Genomic DNA, 16,357 nt, shown 5'->3' with positions numbered 1-16,357 from the left:
GCGCTGCCGCAGGCTGCGACCTTTTGCAGTTCTAGAATCAGTGACGCTTGCGATTGCTGATCAAAGTACCCACGCCGGTATCGGTGAAGATTTCCAGCAAGATCGCGTTTGGCACGCGACCATCAATGATCAGCGAGCTGCCCACGCCACCCTGAACCGCTTCCAGCGCGCAACGGATCTTCGGCAGCATGCCACCGTAGATCGTGCCGTCGGCAATCAGGTCGTCGACCTGCTGAGTGCTCAGGCCGGTCAGGACCTGGCCCGACTTGTCCATCAACCCGGCGATGTTGGTCAGCAGCATCAGCTTCTCGGCTTTCAGCGCTTCGGCCACCTTGCCGGCCACCAGGTCGGCGTTGATGTTGTACGACTCGCCGTTGGCACCGACGCCGATTGGCGCGATCACCGGGATGAAGTCACCTTTGACCAGCAGGTTCAGCAGATCGGTATTGATGCCGACCACTTCACCGACGTGACCGATGTCGATGATTTCCGGTTGGGTCATCTCCGGCGTCTGGCGGGTGACGGTCAGCTTCTTCGCGCGAATCAGCTCGGCGTCTTTACCGGTCAGGCCGATGGCGCTGCCGCCGTGACGGTTGATCAGGTTGACGATGTCTTTGTTGACCTGGCCGCCCAGGACCATTTCCACCACGTCCATGGTTGCCGCGTCGGTGACGCGCATGCCATCGACAAAGTGGCTCTCGATCGACAGTCGCTTGAGCAGATCGCCGATTTGCGGGCCGCCGCCGTGAACCACCACCGGGTTAATCCCGACGGCTTTCATCAGCACGATGTCGCGGGCGAAGCCGGTTTTCAGCTCCTCGCTTTCCATCGCGTTGCCGCCGTATTTGATCACCAGCGTCTTGCCGACATAGCGGCGGATGTAAGGCAGCGCTTCGGACAGGACCTTGGCGGTGTTGGCGGCGGCTTCGCGTTCGAGGGTCATTCAGGGCTCCGGGTGAATCAGAACGGTAGTTGGAGATCAGGTGCAACACGCTTCAACTGGACTTTGAAAACGTCCTTGATGCGTTGCAATTCAGCCTCGTCATCGGCCTCGAAGCGCAGCACCAGCACCGGTGTGGTGTTGGAGGCGCGCACCAGGCCCCAGCCTTTGGCATAGTCGACTCGCACGCCGTCGATGGTGGTCAGGTCAGCGCCTTCGCCCCACTTCGCGTCGTGCAATGCATCAATGATGCTGAATTTGCTCTCTTCGGTCACATGGATATTGATTTCCGGCGTAGAAATATCATTCGGGAAGGTCGCAAACAGCTCTTCCGCGGTGGATTTTTCCTTGCTGAGGATTTCCAGCAGCCGTGCGGCGCTGTAAATGCCATCGTCGAAACCGAACCAGCGTTCCTTGAAGAAAATGTGCCCACTCATTTCGCCGGCCAACAGGGCGCCGGTTTGTTTCATTTTCTTTTTGATCAACGAGTGACCGGTCTTCCACATTAGCGGACGACCGCCGTATTCCTTGATCAGCGGCGTCAGGCGGCGGGTGCATTTGACGTCGAAGATGATTTCCGCGTCCGGATTGCGCGCCACAACGTCGCGGGCGAACAGCATCAGCAGGCGGTCCGGGTAGACGATGCTGCCGGTGTTGGTCACCACGCCAACGCGGTCGCCGTCGCCGTCGAAGGCCAGGCCGATGTCGGCGTTGGTTTCCTTGACCTTGGCGATCAGGTCGACAAGGTTTTCAGGCTTGCCCGGGTCCGGGTGGTGGTTCGGGAAGTTGCCGTCCACTTCGCAGAACAGCGGGATGACTTCGCAGTTCAGCGCTTCGATCAGTTGCGGGGCGATCACGCCGGCCGCGCCGTTGCCGCAATCGACCACGACTTTGAGGCGGCGGGACAGTTTGATGTCCTGGACGATTTCGGTGTTGTAGCGATCGAGGATTTCGACCTTGGTGATGCTGCCCTTGCCGCTGCTCAGGTTGTTGGTCTTGAGGCGGTCGTGCAGGGCCTGGATCTGTTCGTTGGCCAAGGTGTCACCAGCGATGACGATCTTGAAGCCGTTGTAGTTCGACGGGTTGTGGCTGCCGGTGAGCATTACGCCGGATTTGCCGGCCAGTACGTTGGCGGCGTAGTACAGCGCCGGAGTTGGCACCAGGCCGACGTCACTGACGTGGCAACCGGCCTCGGCCAGGCCTTTGATCAGTTGCTCGACCAGTTCCGGGCCGGACAGGCGACCGTCGCGCCCCACAGACACGTTCGGTTCGTCCTGGGCCAGGCTTTGGGCGCCAATGGCGCGACCGAGCCAGTAAGCGGTTTCAGCGTTCAGGAATTCCGGGACGGTGCCGCGAATGTCGTACGCGCGGAAAATGCTGTCGGGGAACTTGGGTGCGACTTGGGCTGGGGTGCTCATCTGTGGGAATGCTCCATCTCGAAAGTGGCTGGACCTGCGCGCGAAGAACGCTTCGGCGGGTTCGAACTGAAGGGTATGACGGCGTTTTTCGCAGAGAGTTCGTGGTGCGAAAAGGCCATGCCACCAACGCCAACCAGGATTTGGCCAGCCAATGCCTTGTTTTCCAGTGTTAAACCTTCCAGATGACGGCTATGCAATTTTCATTCTGAAAATGCAGAGCACCCTTCAGGCCGGGCAGGGCGCCCAGCCTGAAAACCAGAAATCAATGCTTGCCGGAATGCCCGAAACCGCCCGCACCGCGCTCGGTTTCAACGAACTCTTCGACCATCTCGAAGTGCGCTTGAACCACCGGCACCAGAACCAGCTGGGCCAAACGCTCGCCGACCACCATGTTGAAATCGGTCTGGCCACGGTTCCAGCACGAAACCATCAACGGACCCTGGTAATCGGAGTCGATCAGGCCGACCAGGTTGCCCAGCACGATGCCGTGTTTATGGCCCAGGCCGGAGCGCGGCAGAATCAGCGCCGCCAGGCCAGGATCGCCAATGTAGACGGACAGGCCGGTCGGAATCAGCACGGTTTCACCCGGTTTGATCACGATGTCTTTTTCCAGCATTGCGCGCAGGTCGAGGCCGGCGGAGCCTGGGGTGGCGTATTGCGGCAGCGGGAATTCGGTACCGATGCGTGGGTCGAGGATCTTGGCTTGCAAAGCGTGCATGTAAATTAAACCTGGTTCAGACGTTCGGCGATAAAAGTGATCAGCTGGCGAGCAATCTTGCTCTTGCTGGTCTGGGCGAAAAGTGTGGCGTGGAGCTCACGGTCGATCACGCTGCAGGCGTTTTCTTCGCTGTTGAAGCCAATGCTCGGGTTGGCGACGTCGTTGGCGACGATCAAATCGAGGTTCTTGTCTTTCAACTTGCGCGCAGCGTAATCGAGCAGGTGTTCGGTTTCAGCGGCGAAACCGACGCTGAATGGGCGGTCGGGGCGCGTGGCAATGGTGGCCAGAATGTCTGGGTTGCGGACCATTTGTAGTAGCAAGCCGTCGCCGTTCGTAGGGTCTTTCTTGAGTTTCTGTGGGGCGACGACTTCCGGGCGGTAGTCCGCGACTGCTGCCGAGGCGATGAACAGGTCGCAAGGGATCGCGGCTTCGCAAGCGGCGAGCATGTCGCGGGCGCTGACCACGTCGATGCGGGTGACTCTATCCGGCGTCGGCAGGTGCACCGGGCCGGTGATTAGGGTCACGCGGGCGCCTGCTTCAACGGCAGCTTCGGCCAGGGCAAAGCCCATTTTTCCGGAGCTGTGGTTGGTGATGTAGCGCACCGGGTCGATGTTTTCCTGGGTCGGGCCGGCGGTGATCAGCACGTGTTTGCCGGTCAGCGCCTGGCGCTGGAAGCAGTCCGCCGCGCATTGGGCGAGTTCGACGGCTTCGAGCATGCGGCCCAGGCCCACATCGCCACAGGCCTGGCTGCCCGAGGCCGGGCCGAAGGCCTTGATGCTGCGGCTTTCGAGGGTTTGCAGGTTGGCCTGGGTCGCCGGGTCGCGCCACATGGCCTGGTTCATCGCCGGGGCGACGGCGACCACAGCGTCGGTGGCCAGCACCAGCGTGGTCAGCAGGTCGTCGGCGATGCCTTGGGCCAGGCGGGCGATCAGGTCCGCGGTCGCCGGAGCGATCAGCACCATGTCGGCCCACTTGGCGAGTTCGATGTGGCCCATCGCCGCTTCGGCCGCCGGGTCCAGCAGGTCCAGGTGGACCGGGTGCCCGGACAGGGCCTGCATGGTCAGCGGAGTGATGAACTCGGCGCCGCCACGGGTCATGACCACGCGCACTTCGGCGCCCTGATCGATCAGGCGGCGAACCAGATCGGCGCTCTTGTAGGCAGCAATACCGCCGCCGACGCCCAGAACGATGCGTTTCCGATACAGCCGCTGCATAGGTCTGCCTTTCATTTCGTTGATGACTGCGTAGCGATACCCCCTCCCCAGGAGTGAAATCGCCCGCAAAAAAGATGGGCTACGATATCACAGCGACCGCTACGGAACAGCGGCGCCCACAGACCAGGGAGGTGCTATGAGTATTCGCGATTGGCCAGCGGCCGAGCGGCCGCGGGAGAGGTTACTGGAGTTGGGTTCGGCGAGCCTTTCGGACGCAGAGCTGTTGGCGATTTTTTTACGGACCGGCGTGTCGGGTAAAAGCGCGGTGGATCTGGCGCGACATTTGTTGAGTCAATTTGGCAGCCTGCGCGCCTTGCTGGAGGCCGATCTAAAGGCATTCAGCGGACAGTTGGGGCTCGGGCCGGCAAAGTTTGCGCAGTTGCAGGCAGTGTTGGAAATGGCCCGTCGGCATCTGGCTGAGCGCTTGCGCCACAGCTCCGTGTTGGAGAATCCGCTGATGGTGCGTGATTACCTCAAGTCGATGCTGCGACATGAGCCTCATGAAGTATTTGGTTGTCTGTTTCTCGATTCGAAACATCGAGTGCTGGCGTTTGAATCACTGTTTCGCGGCTCTATCGACTGCACCAGCGTTTATCCGCGTCAGGTGGTCAAGCGCGCTTTGGCTCACAACGCCGCAGCTTTGATCCTTTGCCACAACCATCCCTCAGGCAATCCCGACCCTAGTCATGCCGACCGAAAGCTGACCAAGCGCCTGCAAGAGGCGCTGGACTTGATCGATGTGCGGATACTCGACCATTTCATCATCGGCGACGGCGATCCGCTGTCGATGGCGGAGTATGGGTGGATGTGATGCAGGGCAAAGCGCGAACCCTGTAGGAGCCAGCTTGCTGGCGATGAGGCCAGTAAATTCAGCTTGGGTGTTGAATGTGCTGACGCCATCGCCAGCAAGCTGGCTCCTACAAGGTTTTGCGTGTGGCTGTTATTTGAGGTTGACCTTGGAGTAATCCTGACGGCCAAACGGGCTCACCGAATAACCCTCGACTTCCTTGCGCATCAGCGCGAAGGCCGTCGGGTGGGCCAGCGGCAGCCACAGCGCCTGCTGCTGGATCTGCGCCTGAGCCTGCTCATAGAGCTTGGTGCGTACACCTTGCTCGGAGGTGGTCTTGCCGGCACTGATCAGCTTGTCCAGGTCCTGGTTGCAGTAACGGGCGAAGTTGGTGCCGGACTTGACCGCCGCGCAGGAGAACTGCGGCGTCAGGAAGTTATCCGGGTCGCCGTTGTCGCCAGCCCAGCCCATGAACAGCAAGTCATGCTCGCCAGCCTTGGCGCGGCGGATCACTTCGCCCCATTCGATCACGCGAATCTCGGCCTGAATGCCGATTTCCGCCAGGTCCGACTGGAGTAACTGCGCGCCGAGGCTTGGGTTGGGGTTCAGCAGGCTTCCGGACGGGCGGGTCCAGATCGTCGTCTGGAAACCGTCTTTCAGGCCGGCCTTGGCCATCAGTGCCTTGGCTTTTTCAGCGTCATGCGCGTAGCCCGGCAAGCCTTTGGCGTAGCTCCAGGTATTCGGTGGATACGGGCCGTTGGCGGCTTCGGCGGTGTCTTCGAACACGGCTTTGACGTAGTTGGCCTTGTCGAACGCGAGGTTGATCGCCTGGCGCACTTCAGGCTTGTCCAGCGGCGGATGCTGGCTGTTGATGGCAACGAACGCGGTCATGAACGCGTCAGTCTTTTCGACTTTCAGTGTCGGCTCTTTCAGCGCGGCTTGTACGTCCAGTGGTTTGGGCGAGAGGGCGATCTGGCACTCGTTACGACGCAGTTTCTGCAACCGCACGTTGGCGTCCGGGGTGATGGCGAAGATCAGCGGGTCCACCGAAGGCTTGCCACGGAAGTAGTCCGGGTTGGCTTTGTAGCGGATCGTGGCGTCCTTCTGAAAACGCGTGAACACGAACGGGCCGCTACCGATCGGCTGGCTGTTGAGCTTCTCCGGGGTGCCGGCTTTCAGCAACTGGTCGGCGTATTCGGCGGAGTAGATCGAGGCGAAGCCCATGCTCAGGGTCGGCAGGAACGTCGATTCCGGATGATCGAGGGTGAAGCGCACGGTCAGCGGATCCAGCGCGTCGATCTTCTTGATCAGCGCCGGCAATTGCATCGATTGCGCGTGCGGGAAGCCGCTCTGCGCCACTTTGTGCCACGGATTTGCAGGGTCGAGCATGCGCTCGAAGCTGAATTTCACGTCTTCGGCGGTCAGTTCGCGGGTCGGACTGAAGTATTCGGTGCGGTGGAATTTCACCTGCGGATGCAGCTTGAACACGTAGGTCAGGCCATCCGGGCTGACTTCCCAGCTGTCCGCGAGGCCTGCGACCACTTTGCCGCTGGCGGTATCGAAGTCCACCAAGCGGTTCATCAGCACGTCGGCCGAGGCGTTGGTGGTGGTCAGCGAGTTGTATTGCACCACGTCGAACCCTTCCGGGCTGGCCTCGGTGCAGACGCTCAGGGCGGCGGCGTGGGCCAGCGGGCTCAGTAGAAGCGGGGCGAGCAACAGCGGTAGGGCAGCGAGGCGCATGGTCGGATTCCTTTACAGATCGAAGGCCCATCTGCAAGTGCAGTCTGGAAAAGGCTTACCCTAGAGGGCTCTTTTGTAAATGACTATCCCCTTTTTCATTTTAAGGGGACTATGTGCGGTCGTTTTCGGTGAATGCCGGCCGAGAAAACCCCTGGATTGGCCGGTTGGCCGATTTTCTGCGACGAGCGGTCTTTATCGACGATAGCCTTTACCCAAGGCGCTCGCAGCCTGAAAAATGGGGTTTTTATCAAGTCGGTGCGCACGGAATGTTGTTGCACCTCAGTCTTTCTGGTATAAAGCAGCGCTCTTTTCTAGGGGCCCGGTTCCTTCACTGTAGGTGTAGCCGGTAAGACCTCTAAAGAAACGCGGCGCCTGGCGCCAAATGACTGAGAGATTAAGCGGCCAACCCATGCCGGGTTGGGCATGTGGTTTTAGAGGGCTGAGGCATGTCGAGAGTATGTCAAGTTACCGGTAAGGGTCCGGTGACTGGGAATAACATTTCCCACGCAAACAACAAAACCCGTCGTCGTTTCCTGCCGAACCTGCAGCATCACCGCTTCTGGGTTGAAGAAGAGAAACGTTTCGTGCGTCTGCGCGTATCTGCCAAAGGCATGCGTATCATCGACAAGCGTGGCATCACTGTCGTGCTGGCCGAAATCCGCGCCGCTGGCAAGATCTAAGGGAGCTAATCATGCGTGAATTGATTCGTTTGATTTCGAGCGCCGGTACTGGTCACTTCTACACTACCGACAAGAACAAGCGCACTACTCCGGACAAAATCGAGATCAAGAAATTTGATCCGGTTGTTCGCAAGCACGTGATCTACAAAGAAGGCAAAATCAAGTAATTGATTTTTCTCTCTTACGAAAAAGGCCCGTATCGCGAGATACGGGCCTTTTTTGTTGCCTGAGGGTTTTGCGTTGGTTGTCAGGGCCTCATCGCGAGCAGGCTCGCTCCCACAGGTTTTGTGATCGACATAGATCCCTGTGGGAGCGAGCCTGCTCGCGATGAGGCCGGCCCGAACAACGCAAGTCGTCAGGCCTTCTGTTCAAACGCCACATAAATCTTGCGGCACGGCTCCAGCACTTCCCAGGTGCCACGAAAGCCTGCCGGGATCACGAAGCGATCACCCACGCGCAGTGTCTTGGCATTGCCGTCGAGGTCTCGCAGCACTGAAACACCCTGAACGATTTCGCAGTATTCATGCTCGGTGAAGTTCACCGTCCACTGACCGACAGCGCCTTCCCACACACCGGCGTTCAACTGGCCGCACGGGCTGTTGTAGTGGTTGTAAACCACTTGCTCGGGGTCGCCCTTCAAGATTTTCGCCGGGTCCGGCCTGTAACGCTCGGGCTCGGTAGTGGCTTGGCTAAAATCGACGATATTCTGGATGCTCATTATTGTTATCCCCCGTGATTGCGGCGCGAGTGGCTGGAAAGATGGCTGGAAAGCCCCAAGTCTATGTTTATTAAAATGAACACCGCAAGGCCGTTTACCGACCTTATGTCAAATATATTGAAACAACCCCGGCCACTGGTTTAGGGTGACGGTTGCCTTCGGCCGAATTGCAGGCTGGCTGGGCAGAATTCCTGGGGACGTCCGCGAAGAACGCGGGGCGCTCGTATTCAATAAGAGGAGGACACTCGAATGACCACCCTGACTCGTGCCGATTGGGAACAACGGGCTCGCGATCTGAAGATCGAAGGCCGCGCCTACATCAATGGCGAATACACCGATGCCGTCTCCAGCGAGACCTTCGAGTGCATCAGTCCGGTCGATGGCCGTCTGCTGGGCAAGATTGCCAGCTGTGACGCCGCCGACGCCCAGCGCGCTGTTGAAAACGCTCGCGCCACGTTCAATTCCGGTGCCTGGTCGCGTTTGGCCCCGACCAAACGCAAAGCCACCATGATCCGTTTTGCCGGCCTGCTGAAACAGCACGCCGAAGAGCTGGCCCTGCTTGAAACCCTCGATATGGGCAAACCAATCAGCGATTCGCTGTACATCGACGTTCCCGGCGCGGCGCAAGCCCTGAGCTGGAGCGGTGAGGCTATCGACAAGATCTACGACGAAGTCGCCGCGACCCCGCACGATCAGTTGGGTCTGGTCACTCGCGAGCCGGTCGGCGTTGTCGGCGCCATCGTGCCGTGGAACTTCCCGCTGATGATGGCCTGCTGGAAACTCGGCCCGGCGCTGTCCACCGGTAACTCGGTGATCCTCAAGCCATCCGAAAAATCACCGCTGACCGCCATCCGCATCGCGGCGCTGGCCGTTGAAGCCGGCATCCCGAAAGGCGTGCTGAACGTGCTGCCGGGCTACGGTCACACTGTCGGCAAGGCCCTGGCCCTGCACAACGATGTCGACACGCTGGTGTTCACCGGTTCGACCAAGATCGCCAAGCAACTGCTGATCTACTCGGGTGAATCGAACATGAAGCGCGTCTGGCTCGAAGCCGGCGGCAAGAGCCCGAACATCGTGTTCGCCGATGCCCCGAACCTGCAGGAAGCTGCGGAAGCGGCTGCGGGCGCCATCGCCTTCAACCAGGGCGAAGTCTGCACCGCCGGTTCGCGTCTGCTGGTCGAGCGTTCGATCAAGGACCAGTTCCTGCCGTTGGTGATCGAGGCCTTGAAGGCCTGGAAGCCGGGCAACCCGCTGGACCCGGCGACCAACGTCGGCGCGCTGGTGGACACCCAGCAGATGAACACCGTGCTGTCCTACATCGAATCCGGCCACACCGACGGCGCCAAACTGGTTGCTGGCGGCAAGCGCACGCTGCAGGAAACCGGTGGCACCTACGTTGAGCCAACGATTTTCGACGGCGTCAGCAACGCGATGAAAATCGCCCAGGAAGAAATCTTTGGCCCGGTGTTGTCGGTCATCGCTTTCGATACCGCCGAAGAAGCCATCGCGATTGCCAACGATACGCCTTACGGCCTGGCTGCTGCGGTGTGGACCAAGGACATCTCGAAGGCTCACCTGACTGCCCGGGCCTTGCGTGCCGGTAGCGTGTGGGTCAACCAGTACGATGGTGGCGACATGACCGCACCGTTTGGTGGCTTCAAGCAGTCGGGCAACGGTCGTGACAAATCGCTGCATGCGTTCGACAAGTACACCGAGCTGAAGGCGACCTGGATCAAGTTGTAAGCCAGTGAAGGAGTCCGATAGCCAATCGGGCTCCTGAGCGACGCAGATCCCTTGTGGGAGCGGGCTTGCTCGCGAAGGCGCCGTAACAGCCAACGATGATGTTGGATGTGATGGCCTCTTCGCGAGCAAGCCCGCTCCCACATTTGTTTTGTGTTGTCTGCGAAAAATAATATCCACAGGAGCGTGGAACATGCGTTGGGCGACTTATTTCGCCGTGTTGGCGTCTGTCTTGAGTGTCGGCCTGGCCCTGGGTGTCAGCATGCCGCTGGTATCGTTTCGCCTGGAAGGCTGGGGTTACGGTTCGTTCGCCATCGGCGTAATGGCCGCGATGCCGGCGATTGGCGTATTGCTGGGGGCGAAGATCTCCAGCCATCTGGCGGCGCGGCTCGGCACGGCCAATCTGATGCGCTTGTGCCTGTGGGCCGGGGCGGCCTCCATCGGTTTGCTGGCGCTGTTGCCGAGTTATCCGGTGTGGCTGGTGCTGCGGCTGATGATCGGGGTGATCCTGACCCTCGTCTTTATCTTGGGTGAAAGCTGGATCAACCAGTTGGTGGTCGAGCAATGGCGCGGTCGGCTGGTGGCGCTGTATGGCAGCAGCTATGCGCTGAGTCAGCTGGCCGGGCCTTTGTTGTTGGGTGTTCTGGGGACTGAGCTCGATTATGGATTCTGGGTCGGGGTCGGTTTGCTGACGGCGGCACCGTTCCTGTTGCTCGGCCGCAGCGGTGCGCCGACCAGCGAAGCCTGCAGCGTGACTTTCAGCGACTTGTGGGGCTTCTGCCGAGGCCTGCCGGCGATTGCCTGGGGCGTGGCGCTGTTCGCGGCGTTCGAGGCGATGATCCTGACCTTGTTGCCGGTCTATTGCCTGCGCCAGGGCTTTACCACGGAAATCGCCTTGGCGATGGTCAGCACTGTGGTGGTGGGCGATGCCTTGCTGCAATTGCCGATTGGCGCACTGGCGGATCGCTTGTCGCGACGTACGTTGTTCACCGGTTGCGCTGTGGTGCTGATGCTCTCGAGCCTGGCGATTCCATTGCTCATCGACACGTTGCTGATCTGGCCATTGTGGGTGTTGTTCGGCGCCAGTGCCGGGGGCTTGTTCACCTTGTCGCTGATCCTGATCGGCGAGCGTTATCGCGACGATGCGCTGGTGCGGGCCAATGCGCATATTGCGCAGCTATGGGGCATTGGTTGCCTGGTCGGACCATTGGCGGCTGGTGCCGGTAGTCAGTGGATTAGCGGTCATGCGTTGCCGCTGTTGATGGCGGCGGGTGCGTTAGGACTGGTGATTTTGTTGTCGCGCCAAGGTGCGTTCGGCACGGTGGCCGAGCCTGCCTGAAACCGAAATGTAGGAGCGAGCCTGCTCGCGATGGTGTGTCAGCCAAACCTGTGTGGCTGACACACCATCGCGAGCAGGCTCGCTCCTACAGGGGTTTTTTATTGTGGGTTAGAGCATTTTCTCCAGTCCCACGGCGGTGCTCATCCATGCATTGAAATGGCGCCACCAGCTTCCCGGTTCATCGGTCAATGTGTGCATTTTGCCGTCGTCTTCAGTCACCCAGACGATCCGCTCGTCTTCCAGTTTCACCTCATAACTCAGAGGCGGCGCCATACCTTCCAGCGCCGCCTTGCGCACATAGACAGCGAGTTCGGGGCTGTCTACCAGCACCCCGACCTCGGTGTTCCACAGTAGCGAGCGCGGGTCGAAGTTGAACGAGCCGATGAAGGATTTCTGCTGGTCGAAGATCATCGCTTTGCTGTGCAGACTCGAATCGGAACCCCGGTATGGCTTGCTGTAGAAAATATGCGGCCCGCTGCCGCCGCCTTCGCCGGGCTGGCGACGCAATTCGTACAACTTCACGCCATGTTCCAGCAATGCCCGGCGATAGGGCGCATAACCGCCGTGCACCGCCGGTACATCGGTGGCTTCCAGCGAGTTGGTCAGCAGGCTGACAGAGACCCCGGCATCGGCGCGGCCAGTCAGGTAAACCAGCCCTGGCTGGCCCGGTACGAAGTAAGCCGAGATCATGATCAGCTCTTTGCTGACCCCGTTCAGCTGAGGCGCCAACTGCGTGGTCAGCAGCAATTGCGGGTCGGGTTCGCCGTCTGCCAAAACCTTGCTCGGTGCGTCCCACAACGCCTGGTTCCAGGCCCAGATCAGCTCCCGGCGCCAGATGTCCATGCGGGGGTTTGTGGTGTAAGTCATCAATTGTTGATACAGCGCGTGATTCTGTTTGCGCGTCTCTTCCAGTGATTCTTCCAGGCGCGTGCGGGTGTTTTGCAGGTCCTTTTGCGTCGGTCGGCTCGACAGGAATTCATCGATCGGCTTGCTCAGCGCACTGTTCCAATACTGATCAAAGCTGTGGCCCAACTGCTCGGCGACCGGCCCGACGCCGAGCATGTCGATGTCGGTGAAATTCAGGTTGGGCTCGGCATCGAAATACTCGTCCCCCAGGTTACGCCCGCCAACGATGGCGGCGCTGTTGTCCGCCAGCCACAGTTTGTTGTGCATGCGCCGGTGTTGCAGCGACAGGTTGAACAGCCGGCCCATGGTCCGCGTTACGCCGGTGCTACGGCCCAGGTGCAGCGGGTTGAACAGGCGGATCTGGATCTGCGGGTGCGCCGCCAGCGTGGCGATGATCCAGTCGAGGCCATCGCTGGTGGTGTCGTCGAGCAGGATTCTCACGCGTACGCCACGGTCGGCAGCCTTGAGCAATTCGTCCACCAGCATCCGTGTGCTAATGCCGTCATGGACGATGTAGTACTGCAAGTCGAGGCTGCTTTGGGCGTTGCGGATCAGCTCGGCACGGGCCATGAACGCTTCGCCGCTATTGGACAGCAGCCGAAAGCCGGACTTGCCCTCGTGGGGCGCGGCCTGGGCCTGGATTGATCGACCGAATGCCGAGTCGCTGGCGGGCAGCGCCTGGCTCGGTTCGCGTTGAACATCGAGACTGGCGCAACCGCCCAGGAGCGAGGCGAGTAGCAGCAGAGCGAGTAGGGGCTGTCTGACTCTCACGTGGGATCGGTCCGATTGGCGGCAGTTGTCGACATATGGACGCTGGATCTCGGCTAAAGGTCAGTCGGTGAAGTTCTCATTTTCCGCCAGCAGTTTGATTGCCGCCGCGCCGACCTTGCGCACTGCGTCTTCGATCTGTGGTGTTGGCTTGGCAGCGTAGTTCATCCGCAGGCAATTGCGGTATTTGCCCGAGGGCGAAAAGATGCTGCCGACGGCAATCTGTACGCCTTGGTCATGCAGGGCGCGGTTCAGTTTCAGGGTGTCGAAGCCATCGGGCAGTTCGACCCAGAGCATGAAACTGCCTTGCGGCCGACTGGCGCGGGTGCCGGCGGGAAAATAGCGGCTGACCCAATCGATCATGATGTCGCGATTGCGCTGGTATTGTGTGCGCACCCGCCGCAAATGAGGCTCGAAGTGACCGGCCTTGAGGAATTCGGCGATGGCGATCTGCGGTTGCGGCGCTGTGCTGCCGGTGCTGATGTATTTCATGTGCAGCACCCGCTCCAGATAGCGGCCCGGTGCAACCCAGCCGATGCGCAGGCCTGGAGCGAGGGTCTTGGAGAAGGAACTGCAGAGCAGGACGCGGCCGTCTTCGTCGAAGGATTTGATCGTGCGCGGTCGCGGGTAGTTGTAGGCCAGTTCGCCATACACATCGTCCTCGATGATCGCCACGTCGAACCGCTGTGCAAGCGTCAACAACGCGCGTTTGCGCGATTCCGGCATGATGTAGCCCAACGGGTTGTTGCAGTTGGGGGTCAACTGTATGGCCTTGATCGGCCATTGCTCCAGGGCCAGTTCCAGTGCATCGAGGCTGATCCCGGTCAGCGGGTCGGTGGGGATTTCCAGGGCTTTCATGTTCAAGCCCTTGAGCGTCTGCATGGCGCCGTGAAAGCTCGGCGAATCCACCGCGACGATGTCGCCCGGTTCACAGATGGAGCGAATGCTGGTGGACAGCGCTTCGTGGCAGCCGGTGGTGATCACCAGGTCGTTGGCCGTCAGTTGGCAGCCGGAGTCGAGCATCAGGCGGGCGATTTGCTCACGCAGTTCGAGGGTGCCATGGATGTTGTCGTAATACAGGCCGGGCATGTCCTGCCGTCGACTGATGCGCGCGAGGTTGCGCAGCAACGGTTTCATGGTTGGCGTGGTGATGTCCGGCATGCCGCGACCCAGTTGCACCACGTCTTTGCGCGGCACCGCGCGGATCAGTTCCAGCACCTGGTCCCACTGCGAGATATCCACAGGACGTTGCGCCGGACGGCCAATCGCCGGCAGTTCCGGCAAGTCGCGGCTGACCGGGACGAAATAGCCGGACTTGGGTTTCGGCATCGCCAGTCCGCTGTCTTCCAGCACCCGATAGGCCTGTTGCACCGTGCTCAGGCTGACCCCGTGTTCGACGCTTAATGCCCGCACCGACGGCAGCCGGTCGCCGGGGCGATAGAAGCCCTGTTCGATCCGCGTGCCGAGCAATTCGGCGAGGTTGACGTAAAGGGTCATGGCGCAGTCTCGGTGTGGGTGATTCGGTTAACCAGTACAGATCAGGCAAAAAATTGTAATTCAGAGGCTAAAACGTCAAATCTGTATGGAATTAATACAGGTTGGTTGAATCTGTAATGCTTTTCGCCGTCCGCGCATCATGAAAGCTCTGGCTACCCAAGTAAACAGGAGCAATCAAAATGAACGGCTTGAGCGATGTGCGGCTGACGTTACGCAGTCAGGAACTGGCGGCAGGGCAAATCAACGGTACGCGCGAGGCGTTGATGCGCAACGCACCGTCGGGCCTGAATCGCTGGGGTCTGTTCTGGCATCGTCTGCACACGCGCAAGGCGTTGCTGGAACTGACGCCGGAGCAATTGCGGGATGTCGGGTTGAGCCGGGAACAGGCGCGGGAGGAGGGGCTTAAGCCTTTCTGGCGGATCTGAGGTTTGTGGTGTTCATTAGATCCATTCGCGGGCAAGCCTCGCTCCTACAAGGGATACGCGTCCAACTGTAGGAGCGAGGCTTGCCCGCGAAGGCGTCATCACTGACGCCACAAATCCCTCAGACCAACTCTTTAAGCCGATGCCACAACATCCCCAACGCCAACAGCGGCGAACGCAAATGCTTCCCGCCGGGGAAAGTAATGTGCGGCACCTTGGCAAACAGATCGAACCCGCCACCCTGCTGTCCACTAATCGCCTCGGCCAGCAGCTTGCCCGCCAGATGCGTGGCATTCACGCCGTGACCTGAATAAGCCTGGGCGTAATACACGTTAGGCTGGTCCTTGAGCCGGCCAATCTGCGGCAATCGATTAGCGCCAATGCCGATCATCCCGCCCCACTGATAATCAATCTTCGCGCCGGCCAGTTGCGGGAAAACCTCAAGCATCTTCGGCCGCATATACGCGGCGATGTCCTTCGGGTCGCGACCTGAATAATGGCACGCACCGCCAAACAGCAAGCGACGATCCGCCGAGAGTCGGTAGTAATCCAGCGCCACCCTTTGATCACACACCGCCATGTTCTGCGGCAGCAGTTCATGTGCCTGTTCTTCGCTCAAGGGTTCGGTGGCGATGATGTAGCTGCCGGCGGGCAACACCTTGCCGCTGAGTTCGGGGTTGAGTTGGTTGAGGTAGGCGTTGCAGCCCAGCACCAGGGTTTTTGCACGAACCGAACCTTGAGCCGTATGGACCCTCACCTCCGGGCCGTAATCAATGCGGGTCACTGCCGATTGCTCAAACAGTCTGGCGCCCAGTTGCTGCGCAGCGGCGGCTTCGCCCAATGCCAGATTCAGTGGGTGCAAATGGCCCGAACCCATGTCGATCAGGCCGCCGACGTAGCGGTCAGAACCCACCACGCTGTGCATTTCATGGGCTTGCAGCAATCGGGTTTCGTAGCGGTAACCAAGGCTGCGCAGTTCCTCGGCGTCTTCGGCGAAACCTTCCAGGTCGCGGGGTTTGTTGGCGAGATCGCAGTAACCCCAGGTCAGGTCGCAAGGGATCTGAAAACGCTCGACGCGCTGTCGGACGATTTCCACCGCTTCCAGGCCCATGAGTTTCATCTGACGCACGCCGTCCGTGCCGATCACGTTGGCGAACTGATCGAGCCCATGACCGACGCCACGAATCAGTTGCCCACCATTACGGCCGCTGGCGCCCCAGCCAATCTTGTGCGCTTCGAGCAGCACCACGCTCAGGCCGCGTTCCGCCAGCTCAAGCGCGGTGTTCAGCCCGGAAAACCCGCCGCCGACCACGCACACATCGGCTACCAGCTCGCCTTTCAACACCGGGTGATCGGGCTGCGGCAGGCTGCTGGCGGCGTAATAAGAGGCGGTGTGCTGAGCACGGGCATTCATGCGCATCATCCTGATTTTTGTGTTTAGTAAATTTGACGGAGCATAAGCCGGACCTT

14 protein-coding genes and 1 pseudogene are annotated in these 16,357 nt (G+C 60.1%); 6 read left to right on the top strand and 9 right to left on the bottom strand.

From position 1 onward, the window contains the following. Positions 1-37: 37 nt before the first annotated feature. The 4 genes and pseudogenes from argB to coaBC all read right to left on the bottom strand — a co-directional run bounded on the left by argB (position 38) and on the right by coaBC (position 4,290). Positions 38-943, bottom strand: coding sequence for an acetylglutamate kinase (argB, locus tag PMI32_RS11965; protein WP_008030582.1), 906 nt, complete (start codon positions 941-943; stop codon positions 38-40). A gap of 17 nt (positions 944-960) precedes the next feature. Next, positions 961-2,364 (bottom strand): annotated as a pseudogene (locus PMI32_RS11970) (phosphomannomutase/phosphoglucomutase); the annotation flags it as partial. A gap of 256 nt (positions 2,365-2,620) precedes the next feature. Further along, positions 2,621-3,076, bottom strand: coding sequence for a dUTP diphosphatase (gene dut, locus PMI32_RS11975; RefSeq protein ID WP_008030580.1), 456 nt, complete (start codon positions 3,074-3,076; stop codon positions 2,621-2,623). A 5-nt stretch (positions 3,077-3,081) separates the two neighbouring features. Next, on the bottom strand, positions 3,082-4,290 hold the full coding sequence (coaBC, locus tag PMI32_RS11980) for a bifunctional phosphopantothenoylcysteine decarboxylase/phosphopantothenate--cysteine ligase CoaBC (protein ID WP_008030577.1): 1,209 nt from the start codon (positions 4,288-4,290) through the stop codon (positions 3,082-3,084). A 136-nt stretch (positions 4,291-4,426) separates the two neighbouring features. On the opposite strand from coaBC, the gene radC reads away from it, so the two are divergent. Then, positions 4,427-5,101, top strand: coding sequence for a RadC family protein (gene radC, locus PMI32_RS11985; protein WP_008030574.1), 675 nt, complete (start codon positions 4,427-4,429; stop codon positions 5,099-5,101). 129 nt (positions 5,102-5,230) lie between these two features. On the opposite strand, the gene PMI32_RS11990 is transcribed toward radC, so the two are convergent. Beyond that, complete coding sequence (locus PMI32_RS11990) at positions 5,231-6,817, bottom strand: ABC transporter substrate-binding protein (protein ID WP_008030572.1); 1,587 nt, start codon at positions 6,815-6,817, stop codon at positions 5,231-5,233. Positions 6,818-7,263: 446 nt separating this feature from the next. Between PMI32_RS11990 and rpmB the strand changes: the two genes are divergently transcribed. Further along, entirely contained in the window at positions 7,264-7,497 is a 234-nt protein-coding gene (gene rpmB, locus PMI32_RS11995) for a 50S ribosomal protein L28 (RefSeq protein WP_003176907.1), read from the top strand. An 11-nt stretch (positions 7,498-7,508) separates the two neighbouring features. After that, complete coding sequence (gene rpmG, locus PMI32_RS12000) at positions 7,509-7,664, top strand: 50S ribosomal protein L33 (RefSeq protein WP_007894709.1); 156 nt, start codon at positions 7,509-7,511, stop codon at positions 7,662-7,664. A 188-nt stretch (positions 7,665-7,852) separates the two neighbouring features. Here the strand turns inward: rpmG and PMI32_RS12005 are convergent, their stop codons facing one another. Beyond that, positions 7,853-8,215 (bottom strand): cupin domain-containing protein, encoded by a 363-nt coding sequence (locus PMI32_RS12005; RefSeq protein ID WP_008030568.1) that lies wholly within the window; start codon positions 8,213-8,215, stop codon positions 7,853-7,855. Between the two features lie 249 nt (positions 8,216-8,464). On the opposite strand from PMI32_RS12005, the gene PMI32_RS12010 reads away from it, so the two are divergent. Both PMI32_RS12010 and PMI32_RS12015 read left to right on the top strand, forming a co-directional pair. Beyond that, positions 8,465-9,958 (top strand): aldehyde dehydrogenase, encoded by a 1,494-nt coding sequence (locus PMI32_RS12010; RefSeq protein WP_008030565.1) that lies wholly within the window; start codon positions 8,465-8,467, stop codon positions 9,956-9,958. Between the two features lie 190 nt (positions 9,959-10,148). Further along, positions 10,149-11,294, top strand: a complete 1,146-nt coding sequence (locus PMI32_RS12015) for an MFS transporter (protein ID WP_008030563.1) — start codon at positions 10,149-10,151, stop codon at positions 11,292-11,294. A gap of 108 nt (positions 11,295-11,402) precedes the next feature. On the opposite strand, the gene PMI32_RS12020 is transcribed toward PMI32_RS12015, so the two are convergent. Continuing rightward, positions 11,403-12,971 (bottom strand): phospholipase D family protein, encoded by a 1,569-nt coding sequence (locus tag PMI32_RS12020; protein ID WP_008030562.1) that lies wholly within the window; start codon positions 12,969-12,971, stop codon positions 11,403-11,405. A gap of 60 nt (positions 12,972-13,031) precedes the next feature. Further along, complete coding sequence (locus PMI32_RS12025; protein WP_008030561.1) at positions 13,032-14,465, bottom strand: aminotransferase-like domain-containing protein; 1,434 nt, start codon at positions 14,463-14,465, stop codon at positions 13,032-13,034. A 179-nt stretch (positions 14,466-14,644) separates the two neighbouring features. On the opposite strand from PMI32_RS12025, the gene PMI32_RS12030 reads away from it, so the two are divergent. Continuing rightward, entirely contained in the window at positions 14,645-14,890 is a 246-nt protein-coding gene (locus PMI32_RS12030; RefSeq protein WP_008030560.1) for a DUF1127 domain-containing protein, read from the top strand. A gap of 118 nt (positions 14,891-15,008) precedes the next feature. Here the strand turns inward: PMI32_RS12030 and PMI32_RS12035 are convergent, their stop codons facing one another. Further along, the gene (locus PMI32_RS12035) at positions 15,009-16,301 is read right to left on the bottom strand and encodes an NAD(P)/FAD-dependent oxidoreductase (protein ID WP_008030558.1); all 1,293 of its coding nucleotides are present in this window, start codon (positions 16,299-16,301) and stop codon (positions 15,009-15,011) included. Positions 16,302-16,357: the final 56 nt, after the last annotated feature.

It is taken from the genome of Pseudomonas sp. GM60 (genome assembly GCF_000282415.1).
GTDB lineage: Bacteria > Pseudomonadota > Gammaproteobacteria > Pseudomonadales > Pseudomonadaceae > Aquipseudomonas > Aquipseudomonas migulae.
The sequence above is the reverse complement of the archived record's forward strand: the minus strand, read 5'-3'. Positions and strand labels throughout refer to the sequence as shown.